The sequence below is a fragment of the Frigoribacterium sp. AC394 genome (assembly GCF_979258095.1).
In genome coordinates this window covers 1,531,116-1,547,039 of the sequence record NZ_OZ409834.1, presented here as the reverse complement: position 1 = coordinate 1,547,039, position 15,924 = coordinate 1,531,116, and the positions used below count along the sequence as shown (strand labels likewise).

The following is a 15,924-nucleotide window of genomic DNA, read 5'->3' as shown; positions in this document are numbered from 1 at the left end:
GTCGATCGACATGACCAGGCGACCCTAGGCGGTCTTGTTCTGGTCGTGATCGACGTCGTATTCGTCGTCGATGTCGTCGGCCCACTTGTCGACGTATTCGTCGCCGGAGTCGCTCTTGGTAGCCAGCTCTTTTTCGAGTGCACCGTAGTTGGTGTCAGGGCTGAAGTACTTCAGCTCTCTGGCGACCTTGGTGTGCTTGGCTTTTTGACGGCCGCGCCCCATGCGTGACCCCCTCTGAATTCGGCCCGGAAGCGGTGTCGGACGAACCGGGTACAGCCGACTGATGACAGTTGCAAAACTGGACCGATCTTAGCATGTACCCCATGAGTCACCTGTGCCGTCTGGCGCGGGGTCTCGTGCGGGCCGGTCGTGCCGCCGGGAGACCCGTCAGGACCGCCGAGCGGGTGCGGCTTCGTGCGGGGTGACGGTCGCAGCCAGCTCGAAGACGGCCACGACGACGTCCGCTGCGGGCATCAGCTGCGCGCTGGACCGCTCGAAGACCGCATCGGACTGCTTGTACGGGTCGATCACGTCGTCGTCGTCAGGATCGCGGGGGGCTTCGATGGTGCCGCGACGCGAGGCGACGAGTCGGACGAGCTCGCGGAGTCGCCCGGGCACGTCGTCTCGGGGGAGTCTCGCGACACCCCCGAGGTCGGCCTCGGTGAGACCCTCGGCGAGCCGCGCAAACTCGCGGAGGGTGAAGGTGTGGCGCGACGCCCGCGGATGCATGCTCACGACCGCGCGCCGGTGCTCGCGCGCCATGCCGAACACGAGGTCGGCCTCGGCGATCTGCGACTCGACGAGGTAGCGCGCCCCGTGGTCGTCCGGCTCGGCGCCCCAGGCGCGGGCCTGGGCGATCGCCTGCGCGGGCATGGGATCGCCGTCGCGGGCCATCGTCCCGGCGCTCGACACCGTCAACCCGGGCAGACCGGCGAGGCGCGCCCGCAGGTACTGCTCGGCCAGCGGCGAGCGGCAGATGTTGCCCGTGCAGACCGTCAGGATCGTGAAGTCGCCGGTGGCATGGTCGAAGAGACCCTCGAGGGAGAACGGCGTCGCGGACATGTCGGTCACGATACCCAGCGGCATCCTGCAGAGCCTGAGGGCGGCCGCCGCGCGCCGAGGGCGGCTACTTCCGCTTGCGGGGCGCGGCTCCGGTCGAGTTGCGGGCGGCCGATCGGGCCTTCCGGGCCGCGGAGCCTCCGCCGCGCCTGCTCTTCGCCGAACCGGGGGCGCCCGGGGTCTGCGACGGGGTCGTCTTCGGGGGCTGCGCGTCCAGGCCGCGCTGCACCGCGCCTCCTTCGATCGCCGCTCCGGCACGCCCAGAGGGGCCCGCGTCGGCGCCGAGCGCGCCGCCGGCCGACTCCGACCGGCGACCGGCCGGCTCGAGCGGGCGGCGCTGCACCGGCGTGGGGCGGATCGGCTCGCCGCGGCGGTCCTGCCCGGGGATCGGTCGTGAGCGGCGACCGTAGAGCACCTCCGACGAGTCGAGCAGCCACGGCACGAGCGAGATCGTCACGCCGTGCACGAGCATCAGCCGCTGACGGATCCGCCGGCTCTTGTGGTTGTGCAGCAGCGACTCCCACCAGTGGCCGACGATGTAGATCGGCGTGTAGACCGTCACGACCTCGCTGCCGTGCTCGTCGCGATGCGCCTTGATGTACTTGATCAGCGGCATGCTGATGTCGCGGTACGGCGACGGCACGATCCGCAACGGCACCTCGATGTTCTGCTCGGCCCACTGCCGCTGCAGCAGCGCCGTCGCCTCGTCGTCGATGCCGACGTGGATCGCCTCGAGCGACTCGTGCCGCGCCGCGATCGCGTAGTCGAGCGCCTTCAGCACCGGCTTCTGCATCGTGCCGACCAGCACGATCGCGTGATCGCCGTGCGAGCCGAACTGCGTCGTCGCGTCGGGCTCGATCTCGACCAGCACGTCGCGGTAGTAGCGGTTCACCCCGAGCATCAGCGTGAACAGGATCGGCATGATGACGAACACCAGCCAGGCGCCGTGCGTGAACTTCGTCACGGTCACGACGATCAGCACCGAGGCCGTCAGCAGCGCACCGAACGCGTTGATGCCGCGCGCACGGTAGACCGCCCCGCGATCGGCGCAGCCCTCGCGCAGCATCCGCGTCCAGTGCACGACCATGCCGGTCTGCCCGAGCGTGAACGACACGAAGACCCCGATGATGTACAGCTGGATCAGCCCGGTGACGCTCGCCTGGTAGACGAGCAGGATGGCGCAGGCGACCAGGGCCAGCACGATCACGCCGTTCGAGTAGATCAGGCGGTCGCCGCGCGTGTTCAGCGCCTTGGGCGCGTACTGGTCGCGGGCGAGGATCGACCCCAGCAGCGGGAACCCGTTGAACGCCGTGTTCGCCGCCAGCAGCAGCACCGCCGCCGTGCAGGCCTGGATCAGATAGAACGGGATGCCGAAGAGCGCCCCGCCGAAGACCGACGCCGCGATCTGCGCGATCAGGCTGCGCTGCGGCGTTCCCTCGCAGTCGACGAAGCCCTGCAGATCGCAGGCGTCTTCCGCGTAGTGCACCTTCGCGATCAGCGCCACGGCGACCAGGCCGGCGAACAGCACGATCGCGATGCCGCCCATCAGCACGAGCGTCTTCTGGGCGTTCTGCACCTTCGGGCGGCGGAAGGCGGGCACGCCGTTCGCGATCGCCTCGACGCCGGTCAGCGCCGAGCAGCCGCTCGAGAACGCGCGCAGCAGCAGCAGGATGAACGCCGCCTGCGTCAGCTGATCGGCCTGCACCGTGTAGTCGGCGCTCTCGGCCACGGGCGGGTCGCCGAGGGCCGTGCGCACCAGCGCGATGACGATCATCACGAAGACGCTCGACACGAAGAGATAGGTGGGGATCGCGAACGCCTTGCTGGACTCGCGGACGCCTCGCAGGTTGACCGCCGCCAGCGCGATGACGAAGAAGATGGCCAGCTCGACCCGGATCGGCGCGAGCTCGGGCACGGCCGAGATGATGTTGTCGACACCCGAGGCCACCGAGACGGCCACCGTCATGACGTAGTCGACCAGCAGGGCGGACGCGACGACCAGCCCGGCCTTCTCGCCGAGGTTGCGGTGCGCGACCTCGTAATCACCGCCTCCTGAGGGGTAGGCCTTGATCAGCTGGCGGTACGACGCGACCACGACGAGCAGCAGCACGACCACCGCGACCGCGACCCACGGCGCGAGCGTCAGGAACCCCAGGCCACCGATCAGCAGGATCATCAGCAGCTCCTGCGGCGCGTAGGCCACGGAGCTGAGCGGGTCGCTCGCGAAGATGGGGAGTGCGAGGTGCTTGGGGAGGAGCTGCCCGTCGAGCTTCTCGGAGGGCAGCGGTTCGCCGATCAGCCACCGCTTCGGCGACCGGGTGTCGTTGGTCACGAGCGGCGACTCTACTCCGTGCCGAGGGCCTGTCAACTACTGCGGCGCCCCGGTTATTCCCCGGTCACGCGGCTGTTCACCGAACCGTCTCGTTCTGTGTGCTGCCGGTGGGCAGGGGTGGGAGTGGGCAGGAGGCGCGGGGTGGCGGTCGAGGAGTCACGACACGCCGCGGGGGTCTGGGGGCGCGCGGCGAGTCGTGACTCATGGAGCCAGGGGGAGCGGAAGCGGGGCGGGCGAGGCCGTGGCGGAGGGGTCGGTCGGCCGGCGCCGCGCGAAGAGCGGCAGGGTGATGGCGACCAGAGGGCCGATCAGCAGAGCCTCGGCGGCCGTGCCGATGCCGACCTGCCCGCCGAGCAGCCAGCCGCCCGCCAGCACGGTCACCTCGATGGCGGTGCGGGCCACGCCCACCCGCCAGCCGAACCGCCGGTGGATGCCGAGCATCAGGCCGTCGCGGGGCCCGGGCCCGAAGTCGGCGCCGATGTAGAGCCCGCTCGCGACGGCGAGCAGCAGCAGCCCGCCCGCGAAGGTCAGCCCCTGCGCCCACCACACGCTCTGCTGCGGCAGCACGTGCAGCCCGAAGTCGGCGACCGGCCCGATCGACAGGGTGTTGGCGACCGTGCCGAAGCGCGGTCGCTGCTTCAACGGGATCCAGAGCAGCAGCACGACGAGGCTCGTCAGGAAGGTCACGAGCCCGAAGCTGAGCCCCGTGTGCTTCGCGAGCCCCTGCGTCAGGACGTCCCACGGTGCGACCCCGATGCCGGCCCGGACCATCAGGGCGATGGCGAAACCGTAGGCGAACAGGCCGACGGCGAGACGGAGGAGGCGGTGGAACAGGGGCATGACTCCGATCCAATCGTCGAGGTGGCCTGGTGGCAAGAGGCCAATCGACCTAGGGTGGCACCGTGACGAACGTCGACCCCGGTGCCACTGCTGTCTCGTCGCGAGCGCTGGGGGTGCTGCTGGACTCGTGGCGCGCCTCCTCGGCTCCCGGTTATCTGGCGCTCGCCGACCGGATCCGGCTGCTCGTGCTCGACGGACGGCTGCCGGTCGGCACCCGGCTGCCGTCGGAACGCGACCTCAGCACCCACCTCGGGGTCAGCCGCACGACCGTCGCGGCTGCCTACGCGACGCTGCGCGACGGCGGACACATCGACAGCGTGCGGGGGAGCGGCAGCGTCGTGCGGCTGCCGACCCGCGTCGCTCTGCCTCGACCGGCCACGACCGAGGGGCTGCTCGACCTGACGAAGGCCGCCCTGCCCGCGGCCGACGGCATCGCCGAGGCGGCCCAGCGCGCGGCCGGTCGACTGGGCGCCTACCTCGGCGACTCGGGCTACGACCAGATCGGCCGACCCGTGCTGCGCGAGGCGATCGCCGAACGGTACCGGCGCCGCGGGCTCGAGACGAGCGCCGACCAGATCGTCGTCACCCTCGGCGCGCAGCACGCGATCGCCCTGCTCGCCCGGGTGCTGGTCGGCCGCGGTGACCGCGCCGTCGTCGAGGCGCCCGGGTACCCGCACGCGTTCGAGGCTCTTCGGGTCGCCGGCGCGCGGCTGGTGCCGGTCAGCGTGACCGTCGGCGACGGGTGGGACGAGGCGGCGCTGATGCAGACGCTGCGTCGCACGAGCCCGCCGGTCGCGTACCTCATGCCCGACTTCCACAACCCGACGGGCGCGACCATGCCGCCCGATCAGCGCGCGCGGGTGCTCGACGCGGCGGCGGCGGAGGGCACCGTCGTGATCGTCGACGAGACGATGGCGGAGCTATCGATCGACGGGGCTGCGGGTGCCGGCGCGGCCGTCGGATCCGAGGCCTCAGGGGCTGCGTCGCCCGGTCGGCCGCTGCCGATGGCGGCCTACGGGCCCGCCGTCTCGATCGGGTCGGTGGGGAAGTCGCTCTGGGGCGGGCTGCGGATCGGCTGGATCCGCGCCGACCGCCCCCTCGTCGACCGCCTCGTCCGCGCCCGCTCGGCCGGCGACCTCGGCACGCCCGTGCTCGAGCAGCTGGTCGTCGCCGAGCTGCTCGCCGACCTCGACGGCGTGCTGGAGGCGCGGGCCGCCCACCTGAGACGGGGTCGCGACCGCGTCGTGACCGGCCTCCGCACCGCGTTCCCCTCGTGGGACGTCCCGTCGCCCGCCGGCGGGCTCAGCACCTGGGTGGGGCTCGGCGCCCCCGTCAGCTCGCAGCTGACCCTCGCAGCCCGGCGCGAGGGGCTGCTGCTCGCCGCCGGCCCCGTGTTCGGCGTCGACGGGGCATTCGAGCGGTTCCTCCGCGTGCCGTTCTCGTACGGCGACGACGAGACCGACCGGGCGCTCGCCGCCCTGCGCGCCGCCTGGGACGGCATCGACGGCGTGCAGGGGCCCGCCTCGCCGCTGCTGGCCGAGGTGGTCTGAGCAGGCCGACCCGCGCCTCCTCGGCCGACCATGAGTCGTGACGTGCCGCGAGGCCTCGCAGCTCGCGGCGTGTCGTGACTCACCGTCTCCACAGGGCCGGTCAGCGGGCGCGCTGCACCCGCTTCTCGTCCCATACCGGCTCGGGTGCCTCGTAGACCTCGCCGTCGCCGCCGAACACGAGGAACCGGTCGAACGAGCGCGCGAACCAGCGGTCGTGGGTGACCGCCATGACGGTGCCCTCGAAACGGTCGAGAGCGCCTTCGAGCGCCTCGGCCGACACGATGTCGAGGTTGTCGGTGGGCTCGTCGAGCAGCAGGAGCGTGGCTCCGCTCAGCTCGAGGAGGAGGATCTGCAGCCGCGCCTGCTGCCCGCCGCTCAGCGACTCGAAGGCCTGCTCGGCGGACCCGACCAGTCCGTAACGGTCGAGCGCCCGGCTGGCGGCTTCGCGTCCGAGCCCGCGCCGCTCGTCGTCGCCCTCGTGCACGATCTCCAGCAGCGTGCGTCCGAGCATCGCCGGGTGCTCATGTGCTTGGGCGAACCAGCCCGGCACGACCCGCGCACCGAGTGTCGCGCGCCCCGTGTGCGGCACAGGCTCGAGGGCCCCGCCGACCGACGTCACGTGGCCGTCGCGAGGGTCGGGATCGGTGCCGCCCCGCGCCAGCAGTCGCAGGAAGTGCGACTTGCCCGAGCCGTTCGACCCGAGCACGGCGATGCGCTCGCCGAACCACAGCTCGGAGTCGAAGGGGGCCATCAAGCCGGTCAGCTCGAGCCCCTCGCAGACGACGACGCGCTTGCCGGTGCGCGAGCCCGTGAGGCGCATCTTCAAGTCCTGCTCGGGCGGGCGCTCCTGGGGAGGACCGGCCAGCTCGAACTTGTGGAGGCGCGTGAGGGCCGCCTGGTAGCGGGATGCCATGCTGTCCATCGCCGTCGCCTTGACCTTCAGGTTGCGCACCAGGGTCTTCAGCTTCTCGTGCTGTTCGTCCCACCTTCGGCGGAGTTCATCGAGACGATCCATGCGGTCGGCGCGGGCCTGATGATACGTGCGGAACGAGCCGCCGTGCGTCCATGCGGTGTTGCCGGCGGCGCCGGACTCGATCGTGATGACGCGGTCGGCGACGCGGCCGAGCAGTTCGCGGTCGTGGCTGACCAGCAGGACGGTCTTGGGGGTTGCGACCAGGGCCTCCTCGAGCCAGCGCTTGCCGGGTACGTCGAGGTAGTTGTCGGGCTCGTCGAGCAGCAGCACCTGCTCGGGCCCGCGGAGGAGGGCCTCGAGCACCAGCCGCTTCTGCTCACCGCCGCTGAGTGTCGAGACCTCGCGCCAGCGCGCCCGCTCGTAGGGAAGGGCCAGGGAGGCGGTGGTGCAGGTGTCCCACAGGGTCTCGGCCTCATAACCGCCCGCGTCGGCGTAGTCCGCGAGCGCTGTGGCGTAGGCCATCTGCGTCTCGGTGACGTCGTCCTCGAGCAGGGCGAGCTCGGCGGCGTCGAGAGCCAGGGCGGCGGCGCGGACGGCGGTCGGAGCGACCCCGACGAGGAGATCGTGGACGGTGCTCTCGTCGCGGACGTGGCCCACGAACTGGTCCATCACGCCGAGACCCCCGTCGATGCCGATGACGCCGTCGTCCGGCCTCAGCTCACCCCGGATCAGTCGCAGGAGCGTCGACTTGCCCACGCCGTTCGCTCCGATGAGCACGGCGTTCTGGCCCTCGCCCACCCGGAACGAGACCTCGTCGAGCAGCGGCCTGCCGTCGGCGAGCGCGTAGGACACGCGGTTGACGTCGATGTAGCCCATGGGGTCGTTCCCTCTTCTGCTCGGGGATGCTCCCCGATCGGGCAGCCGACCAGGATATCGGTCCCTCCCCGAGAGGGGAAGTCGAGATGTCGTCCCCAGGGCATGAGAGGCGGCCGCCAGTTCCCAGAGAGAGTGGTGACAATAGGAGGCGCGGTGGACGTCGTGCACCGCGCCTCCTCCGCTCTCCTCGTCACCACCGGAGTCCCGTGCATCTGCTGTCCGTCTTCAGCCTCCGCAACCGCGCGCTGATCGCCCTCGTCACCATCGTCGTCGCCGTGTTCGGCGGGGTCGCGCTCACGTCGCTCAAGCAGGAGCTGGCGCCCAACGTCCAGTTCCCGCAGATCGCCATCGTCAGCTCGTACCCGGGGGCCACCCCCGAGGTCGTGAACGACGACGTCTCGACCCCCATCGAGCAGGCGGTGCAGATCATCCCGGGCCTCGAGGGCACGACCGCGACCTCGAGCACCTCGACCAGCACCGTGTCGGCCGAGTTCACCTACGGCACCGACCTCGACAACGCCGAGCAGAAGATCCAGTCGGCCGTCAACCGGCTGTCCCTGCCCGACTCCGTCGACACCCAGGTCGTCACCGGCAGCCTCGACGACCTGCCGATCATCCAGATCGCCGTCACCGGGTACGACGACTCCGAGGCGCAGCAGCTCGTCGATCGCCTGTCGGACACGACCGTCCCCGACCTGCAGAAGCTCGACGGCGTCCGTGAGGCCTCCGTCTTCGGCGACGCGGGTCAGCGCGTCACCATCACGCCCGACCGCGACGCGCTCGCCGCAGCAGGCCTCACGACGCAGGCGTTCCAGGACGCGCTCGACGCCAACGGGCAGCTGATCCCCGGCGGCACCATCACCCAGGACGGCCAGACGCTGTCCATCCAGGCCGGGTCGCGGCTGACGGGCGCCGACCAGATCGCCGCCCTGCCTCTGCTCGGCGGCAGCTCCGCCGTCACGATCGACGACGTGGCCGACGTGGCGCTCACCTCGGCTCCGGTCACCTCGATCAGCCGGGTGAACGGCGAGCCCGCCCTGACGGTCGCGGTGACGAAGACGCTCGACGCCAACACGGTCGACGTCTCCGAGACGGTCCGCGACGCGATCCCCGCACTCGCCACCGACCTCGGCGACGACGTCGACCTCACCGTCGTCTTCGACCAGGCGCCCTTCATCCAGCAGTCGATCGACGCGCTCGCCGAAGAGGGGCTGCTCGGTCTCGCCTTCGCGGTCATCGTCATCCTGGTGTTCCTGCTGTCGATCCGCTCGACGATCGTCACGGCGATCAGCATCCCGACCAGCGTGCTCATCACGTTCATCGGGCTGCAGGCGTCGGGCTACACGCTGAACATCCTCACGCTCGGCGCCCTGACCATCGCCATCGGGCGCGTGGTCGACGACTCCATCGTCGTCATCGAGAACATCAAGCGGCACCTCACCTCGGGTGCCGACCGCCTCCAGGCCATCACGACCGGCGTGCGCGAGGTCGCCGGCGCCATCACCGCGTCGACCGTGACCACCGTCGTCGTGTTCCTGCCGCTCGCCTTCGTGGGCAACATCACCGGCGAGCTGTTCAGGCCGTTCGCCCTGACGGTCACGATCGCCCTCATCGCGTCGCTGTTCGTCGCGCTGACGATCGTGCCGGTGCTGGCGTACTGGTTCCTCCGGGCGCCGAAGGCGCACAAGCACGCGGGGACCGCCCGGGGTGCCACGGGCGCCGGGGCCGACGGCTCCGACGGCGGCGTCTCCGGAGGTGCCGCCGGCGAAGAGCTGACGACCCGCGCCTCCGACCCCACCGCCGGTGCCCCGCTCGACCGACTGCGCCGCGTCTACGTGCCGGTGCTGCGCGGCACGCTGCGTCGCCCCGTCGTCACGATCCTCGTCGCCGTGCTCGTGCTCGGCGGCACGGCCGCCGCGGTGCCGTTCATGAAGACCAACTTCCTGGGGGCGAGCGGGCAGAACACCTTCAGCGTCACGCAGACCCTCGCTCCGGCGACCAGCCTCGACGCGCAGTCCGACGCGGCGACGCAGGTCGAGGAGGCCCTCGAGGGGGTCGAGGGCATCGAGACCGTGCAGCTGACGATCGGCTCGAGCGGCACCTCGATCGCCAGCTTCTTCGGCGGCTCGGGCGACAGCACCGTCACCTACTCGATCACGACCGACGAGAGCGCCGACCAGGACGTCGTCCAGTCGGACGTGCGCGACCGCCTCGACGGGCTCGGCGACGTCGGCGACATCGAGGTGACCGCCTCGAGCGGGTTCGGCACGAGCAACGACATCACCATCGACGTCTCCGCACCCGACCCCGAGACGCTCCAGACGGCGACCGACAGCGTGCTGTCGACCGTCCGCGATCTGCCCGGCACCGCCGAGGCCAGCTCGAACCTCGCCTCGGCGCAGCCCATCATCGGCGTGCAGATCGACCGCGACGAGGCGGCGGCGCTCGGACTGAGCGAGGTCGCCGTCGGCGCGATCGTGTCGCAGGCCGTGCAGCCGCTGCAGGTCGGCTCGATCGAGATCGACAACAGCTCGATCGACGTCTACACCGTCGCCCCGACGCCGCCGGCGAGCCTCGACGAGCTCCGCGCCGTCGAGCTGCCCGGCCCGACCGGCCCCGTGCGACTCGACTCGATCGCCACGATCGACGAGACGACCGGGCCGACCTCGGTCACCACCTCCGACGCCGTCCGCACGGCGACCGTCACCGTCACCCCGTCGGGCGACGACCTCTCGACGGCCAGCACCGAGGTGACCGACGCCCTCGACGGCATCGACCTGCCGACCGGCGCCGACACCGAGATCGGCGGCGTCACGGCCGACCAGGCGAACGCGTTCTCTCAGCTGGGTCTGGCCGTGCTGATCGCCATCCTCATCGTCTACATCGTGATGGTGGCGACCTTCCGCAGCCTGCTGCAGCCGTTCCTCCTGCTGGTGTCGATCCCGTTCGCGGCGACCGGTGCGATCCTGCTGCAGATCGCCTCGGGGATCCCGCTCGGCGTCGCCTCGCTGATCGGCGTGCTGATGCTGGTGGGCATCGTGGTCACCAACGCGATCGTGCTGATCGACCTCGTGAACCAGTACCGCACCCGAGGGCTGCGGGTGCGCGAGGCGCTGCTCGAAGGCGCGTCGCGCCGACTGCGACCCATCCTCATGACGGCGACCGCGACGATCTTCGCGCTGCTGCCCATGGCGCTCGGCATCACGGGGCACGGCGGCTTCATCTCGCAGCCGCTCGCCATCGTCGTCATCGGCGGGCTCGTGTCGTCGACCGTGCTGACGCTGGTCGTGCTGCCGGTGCTGTACTTCCTGGTCGAGGGTGCACGCGAGCGCCGGGCGGAGCGGCGCGCCGGGTAGGTGTAGGTGCGCAGGCCCTGCGGCGCAGGCGCAGGCGCAGGCGCTTGCGCTTGCGCCTGGGTGGGCTGTGCGGTGTTTGCGGGCGTGTTCGGCGGGGGTGGGCGTGCGGGGGCGCCCGGTGGCGACGGAGTCGCCCGGAGTGGGCCGCGAAGCACAGCTGCTGTGGTGTGGAGGAGATGCGCTCGGCGGGTGGGGGCGCGTTGTGTGTGGGGTCAGGGTGGGCGGTTTGGCGTTTGCGGGCGTGTTCGGCGGGGGTGGGCGTGCGGGGGCGCCCGGTGGCGACGGAGTCGCCCGGAGTGGGCCGCGAAGCACCGCCACCGCCCTGGTGCGGGGGAGACGCGCTGCGGGCGCACGGTGTCTTGACCCATGGGGCCCGTCTTCTCGAAACGGGGCGCGCGGCGGCGCGTAGAGGGGGCTTTTGCCGGAGGCGCGGGTCGGGTATCGTGGTCCGGTCGGCTCAAGACACCGCGCCTGTGGCGCGACTGCATCACCCGCTCGTCACGACGGGGGTGCGCATGAGGGTTTGTAAGTCTTGTGGGCCGGATTCCCGTCGGATCTCGACGGGATGAATTCACGATGGTGAACGGTCCTGGTCAACGGCTGCCCGGGTATTTCTTCGCGTCATCCGCAAGCCCGGAAAGAAACCCATGCCCCCTTACGACAAGACCCCCTCTCGCGCCAAGAGCAACGACTCGCGCGGCAACGGATCGAAGAGCCCCAAGCACCGCGGCCACCGCGCCGACGAGGCCGGCGCCCCCGAGCGCAAGCAGCGCTGGAACGCCGACTCCCGCGCCGAGCGACGCGGCGACGCCCCCCGCGGCGCCGGCGCCGGCCGCCCCAACTGGGAGCCCCGCGAGAAGACCGGCAACAGCCGCTTCGCCCCCCGCGACCACGACGCCCGCAACGGCGAGCGCGGCCGTGACGGCGGACGCGACGCCGCCCGCGGCTGGGGCCGCGACGGGGGCAAGGAAGCCGCCCGCGCCGGGCGCGACAACCGCCCCTCGCGCGGCTACGACCGCGCCCCGCGTTCGTACGACCGCGACGATCGCCCGGCCCGCGACGATCGAGCGCCTCGCTCGTACGACCGTGACGATCGCGCTCCTCGCTCGTACGACCGTGACGATCGCGCTCCTCGTTCGTACGACCGCGGCGACCGCCCGGCTCGTGACGATCGCGCACCCCGCTCGTACGACCGTCCGACGCGCAGCGACCGCCCGGCTCGTGACGATCGCGCCCCTCGTTCGTACGACCGCAGCGACCGCCCGGCTCGTGACGATCGCGCCCCTCGTTCGTACGACCGCAACGACCGCCCCACGCGCAACGACCGTGACGACCGCCCCACGCGCACCGATCGCGCCCCGCGCTCGTTCGACCGCGCCGACCGCGACTCGCGCTCCGAGCGTCCCAGCGACTTCTACCCCAAGCGGAACTCCGCGGCGGGCCCGCACTACTCGCCCGAAGACGACGTCAAGCTCGAGAAGCTGCAGGCCGAGGTCGTCACGGCGGCCGACGTCGAGGGTGTGAGCTTCGGCGACCTGGGTCTCGGCGACAACATCGAGCGTCAGCTCGCGTCGATGGGCGCTGCGGCGCCGTTCGCCATCCAGGCGGCGACGATCCCCGACGTGCTGAAGGGCCGCGACGTCCTCGGCCGCGGTCGCACCGGCTCGGGCAAGACCATCGCCTTCGGCGCCCCGCTCGTCGAGAAGCTGATGGAGAACAACGGCGCCAAGGGTCGCAAGCCGGGCCGCAAGCCCCGCGCGCTCATCCTCGCCCCGACGCGTGAGCTCGCGATGCAGATCGACCGCACCGTGCAGCCCATCGCCCGCTCGGTCGGCCTCTTCACCACTCAGGTCTACGGCGGTGTGCCCCAGGCCCGCCAGGTCGGTGCGATCAACCGCGGCGTCGACATCATCATCGGCACGCCCGGCCGCATCGAGGACCTCATCGACCAGGGCCGACTCGACCTCAGCGAGGTCGTCATCACGGTGCTGGACGAGGCCGACCACATGTGCGACCTCGGGTTCCTCGAGCCCGTGCAGCGCATCATCCGCGAGACCGCCACGGTCAAGCGCGACGGCACCCGCGCCCAGAAGCTGCTCTTCAGCGCCACGCTCGACAAGGGCGTCGCGAAGCTCGTCGACGAGTTCCTCGTGAACCCCGCCGTGCACGAGGTCGCCGGCGAGGACCAGGCCAGCGCCACGATCGACCACCGCGTGCTCGTCATCGAGCAGCGCGACAAGACGGCCGTCATCGAGCAGCTCGCCTCGGGCGAGGGCAAGACCCTGGTCTTCGCCCGCACACGCGCCTTCGCCGAGCAGCTCGCCGACCAGCTCGAAGACGCGGGCATCCGCTCGACGAGCCTGCACGGCGACCTGAACCAGGCCCGCCGCACGCGCAACCTGCAGATGCTCACGAGCGGCCGGGTCAACGTGCTCGTCGCGACCGACGTGGCCGCCCGCGGCATCCACGTCGACGACATCAGCCTCGTCGTCCAGGCCGACATGCCCGACGAGTACAAGACCTACATGCACCGCTCGGGTCGCACGGGTCGCGCCGGCAAGCAGGGCACCGTCGTCACGCTCATCACGCGTCCGCGCCGTCGCCGCATGGAGGAGCTGCTCGATCGTGCCGAGATCGAGGCCGAGATGATCGAGACGCGCCCCGGCGACCGTCTGATCGACCAGCTCGCCGCCGCGCAGGCGTAAGAGGAGCACACGGAGCCGAGGAGGCGCGGGTCAGGTACCCGCGCCTCCTCGGCTCTTCTGCGTTCCGGCGCCCCCTGCGGCGGGTCCGCGTCATCGGCGGCGGGTCAGCGCTGACCCGCCCGGGATGACGGGAACCCGCCGCACCCTGGGGCCGGAGCGACGGCGCCGGGTCAGCGGCGGTCGAGGAGACCCCGCACGTACGAGGCCTGCCCGATGTGCTGGCTGCAGTCGCCGAGGATGCTGACGAGGCGGGCTCCGGCGGTGACGGGGGGATCCCACTGGTCGTCGACCACGTCGGTGTACGACGCGGAGTCGAGGCCTTCGAGGTAGCCACGCGTCCGCAGCGTCACCGCCTCGAGGTAGCCCACCAGCAGCTCGGCCTCGACACGGACCTCGCCGGCCTCGGCGGCGCTCTGCCCGTAGCCCATCTCGCCGGGCGCGAAGGGCAGCGCGAAGGCGTCGACCCAGCCGTCGACCGCCCAGACCTGCTCGCCGGCGGCGAGGTCGGCGATCTGGACGTCCTGCCCCCGGGCCGTGTGCCAGACGAGCCAGGCGATCGAGTTCGCCTCCGCGTCGGGGCGCCACGCCAGGTCGTCGACGGTGAGCCCGGTCACCGCCTCACGGGCGATTGCGGGGAGGCGGTCGAAGGCTTCGATGAGGACGTCGGACGGAGTCATCGCCCCAGGCTACGAGCCGAAGGTGGACCGCGGTCAGTGCAGTTCGTCGAGCCCGGTGCTCGCGCGGTTGCGCAGCGAGTCGGCGAGGGCGTTCGTCACGGTCGCGTAGAACTCGAGGAAGTGGGGGTCGATCGCCTCGCGGAAGGCGAGACGGTAGACCTGCGCGACGTCGGCGATGGCCTTCTCGCCCCGCGGCGCCAGCTCGAGGACGGTGCTGCGCCGGTCGGTGGGGTGCGCGGCACGTCGCACGTAACCGCCCGTGTCGAGCCGGTCGATGAGGCTCGTGGTCGCGCCGGTCGAGAGATCGACGTACTCGGTGACCATCTTGGGCGTGACCTCGTCGGTGCTCGCGAGGAACACGAGGGCGCGGATGTCGGTGACACCGAGACCGAGCTGGGCCGCCACGAGCTTGATCACCGCGGTGTTGCTCTGCTCGAGTCGACTGAAGGCGCGGACGGCCGCGGTCACGTCGACCCGGCCGTCGTCGTCGCGCGGCGGCGTCGAGCCGCGCTCGGGCTGGGGAGAGACATCGGTCATGGTCGTGCGCCGCTCGTCGGGTCGTTGGTACGGAAGTCAAGTATCTCACTCATCAAGATACCCCCCGCTCTGGGGACGGTAGGCGGCTTGCGCACGCTTCGATACGCAAGTATCTTGATTGTCGTACCACTTGGGAAGCGAACAACTCGGGTAACGAACTACTCGAATCTCGTACCACTCGGATTCCGAGCACATCCCACCCCGACTCACACCGACACTTCCCGCTGACCACTTGGAGCACACGATGTCCCGTCCCACCCCGCGCATGACCCGCCTCGCCGCCTGGATCGCCATCCCCGCCGCCCTCGTCGCCAGCGGCGTCGTCGTCTCGCAGGCCTCGTACTCGGCCTTCTCGTCGACCACCGTCAACCCCACCAGCAACTGGACCGCGGGCAGCGTCGCCCTCACCGACGACGACAGCAACACCGCGCTGTTCACCGCCTCGAACCTGAAGCCGGGCTCGACGGGCAGCAACTGCATCGCCGTCACGTCGTCCGGTTCGCTCGCCTCGACCGTCAAGCTCTACGGCACGAACGCCAGCACCACCAACAACCTCGCCTCGAACATCACGCTGAGCGTCGTCCAGGGCACGGGCGGCGGCTTCGGCACCTGCGCCGGCTTCACCCCCTCGGCCGCCGGTTCGTCGCTCTACTCGGGCACGCTCGCCGCGTTCGGCAGCTCGTCCACCAACTTCTCCAACGGAGTCGGCAACTGGGCCCCCACCGGCACGGCCGCCGAGACCCGCGTCTACCAGGTGACCTACACGGTCAGCCCGTCGGCCCCCAACAGCACCCAGGGCGGCACCGCAGCCCTCGGCCTGACCTGGGAAGCCCAGAACAGCTGATCTCCGAGCTCTCCCGAGCTCGTCAGGCTCCCCGCCGCCGACCGACCTCCCCCCCCGGGTAGGTCGACGGCGGGGCACACGATCCGACACCCCGAACCGGTCGGATCGACCCCGGCCACGGCGGCCCGAACCGCCGAGGCCTCTCCGGTCACGGCGGCCCGAACCGCCGAGACCACCCTGAGCGCGGCGGCCCGAACCGCCGCGCCGCAGCACCACCCCGAGCACGGCGGCCCGA

Annotated in this window: 11 protein-coding genes; 4 read left to right on the top strand and 7 right to left on the bottom strand. The window is 71.3% G+C overall.

From position 1 onward, the window contains the following. Positions 1-24: 24 nt before the first annotated feature. The 4 genes from ACZZY9_RS07140 to yczE form a co-directional block, all read right to left on the bottom strand. Entirely contained in the window at positions 25-222 is a 198-nt protein-coding gene (locus ACZZY9_RS07140) for a DUF3073 domain-containing protein (RefSeq protein ID WP_192060854.1), read from the bottom strand. A 165-nt stretch (positions 223-387) separates the two neighbouring features. Then, a complete protein-coding gene (locus tag ACZZY9_RS07135) occupies positions 388-1,062 on the bottom strand; it encodes an arsenate reductase/protein-tyrosine-phosphatase family protein (protein WP_463463566.1) in 675 nt (224 codons plus the stop codon). A 64-nt stretch (positions 1,063-1,126) separates the two neighbouring features. Next, positions 1,127-3,391, bottom strand: a complete 2,265-nt coding sequence (locus ACZZY9_RS07130) for an APC family permease (RefSeq protein WP_463463565.1) — start codon at positions 3,389-3,391, stop codon at positions 1,127-1,129. Positions 3,392-3,592: 201 nt separating this feature from the next. Next, entirely contained in the window at positions 3,593-4,231 is a 639-nt protein-coding gene (gene yczE, locus ACZZY9_RS07125) for a membrane protein YczE (RefSeq protein WP_463463564.1), read from the bottom strand. 62 nt (positions 4,232-4,293) lie between these two features. Here yczE and yczR point away from each other — a divergent pair, with 62 nt between their 5' ends. Beyond that, complete coding sequence (gene yczR, locus ACZZY9_RS07120) at positions 4,294-5,781, top strand: MocR-like transcription factor YczR (RefSeq protein WP_463463563.1); 1,488 nt, start codon at positions 4,294-4,296, stop codon at positions 5,779-5,781. Positions 5,782-5,881: 100 nt separating this feature from the next. On the opposite strand, the gene ACZZY9_RS07115 is transcribed toward yczR, so the two are convergent. Next, positions 5,882-7,570 (bottom strand): ABC-F family ATP-binding cassette domain-containing protein, encoded by a 1,689-nt coding sequence (locus tag ACZZY9_RS07115; RefSeq protein WP_463463562.1) that lies wholly within the window; start codon positions 7,568-7,570, stop codon positions 5,882-5,884. Positions 7,571-7,776: 206 nt separating this feature from the next. Here ACZZY9_RS07115 and ACZZY9_RS07110 point away from each other — a divergent pair, with 206 nt between their 5' ends. Together ACZZY9_RS07110 and ACZZY9_RS07105 are read left to right on the top strand one after the other, a co-directional pair. Beyond that, entirely contained in the window at positions 7,777-10,926 is a 3,150-nt protein-coding gene (locus tag ACZZY9_RS07110; RefSeq protein ID WP_463463561.1) for an efflux RND transporter permease subunit, read from the top strand. 647 nt (positions 10,927-11,573) lie between these two features. Further along, complete coding sequence (locus tag ACZZY9_RS07105) at positions 11,574-13,631, top strand: DEAD/DEAH box helicase (protein ID WP_463463560.1); 2,058 nt, start codon at positions 11,574-11,576, stop codon at positions 13,629-13,631. Positions 13,632-13,801: 170 nt separating this feature from the next. On the opposite strand, the gene ACZZY9_RS07100 is transcribed toward ACZZY9_RS07105, so the two are convergent. Both ACZZY9_RS07100 and ACZZY9_RS07095 read right to left on the bottom strand, forming a co-directional pair. Next, positions 13,802-14,308 carry a mycothiol transferase gene (locus ACZZY9_RS07100; protein WP_320478335.1) on the bottom strand — a complete coding sequence of 169 codons (507 nt, stop codon included), beginning with the start codon at positions 14,306-14,308 and terminating at the stop codon, positions 13,802-13,804. Positions 14,309-14,341: 33 nt separating this feature from the next. Then, positions 14,342-14,845, bottom strand: a complete 504-nt coding sequence (locus ACZZY9_RS07095; RefSeq protein WP_463463559.1) for a MarR family winged helix-turn-helix transcriptional regulator — start codon at positions 14,843-14,845, stop codon at positions 14,342-14,344. A gap of 244 nt (positions 14,846-15,089) precedes the next feature. On the opposite strand from ACZZY9_RS07095, the gene ACZZY9_RS07090 reads away from it, so the two are divergent. Continuing rightward, complete coding sequence (locus ACZZY9_RS07090; protein WP_463463558.1) at positions 15,090-15,689, top strand: hypothetical protein; 600 nt, start codon at positions 15,090-15,092, stop codon at positions 15,687-15,689. Positions 15,690-15,924: the final 235 nt, after the last annotated feature.

Coding starts and splice junctions, on each gene's coding strand:
- yczE (WP_463463564.1), bottom strand. CDS start 4,231: ATGCCCCTGTTCCACCGCCTCCTCCGTCTCGCCGTCGGCCTGTTCGCC.
- ACZZY9_RS07105 (WP_463463560.1), top strand. CDS start 11,574: ATGCCCCCTTACGACAAGACCCCCTCTCGCGCCAAGAGCAACGACTCG.
- ACZZY9_RS07135 (WP_463463566.1), bottom strand. CDS start 1,062: ATGTCCGCGACGCCGTTCTCCCTCGAGGGTCTCTTCGACCATGCCACC.
- ACZZY9_RS07140 (WP_192060854.1), bottom strand. CDS start 222: ATGGGGCGCGGCCGTCAAAAAGCCAAGCACACCAAGGTCGCCAGAGAG.
- ACZZY9_RS07100 (WP_320478335.1), bottom strand. CDS start 14,308: ATGACTCCGTCCGACGTCCTCATCGAAGCCTTCGACCGCCTCCCCGCA.
- ACZZY9_RS07090 (WP_463463558.1), top strand. CDS start 15,090: ATGTCCCGTCCCACCCCGCGCATGACCCGCCTCGCCGCCTGGATCGCC.
- ACZZY9_RS07095 (WP_463463559.1), bottom strand. CDS start 14,845: ATGACCGATGTCTCTCCCCAGCCCGAGCGCGGCTCGACGCCGCCGCGC.
- ACZZY9_RS07115 (WP_463463562.1), bottom strand. CDS start 7,570: ATGGGCTACATCGACGTCAACCGCGTGTCCTACGCGCTCGCCGACGGC.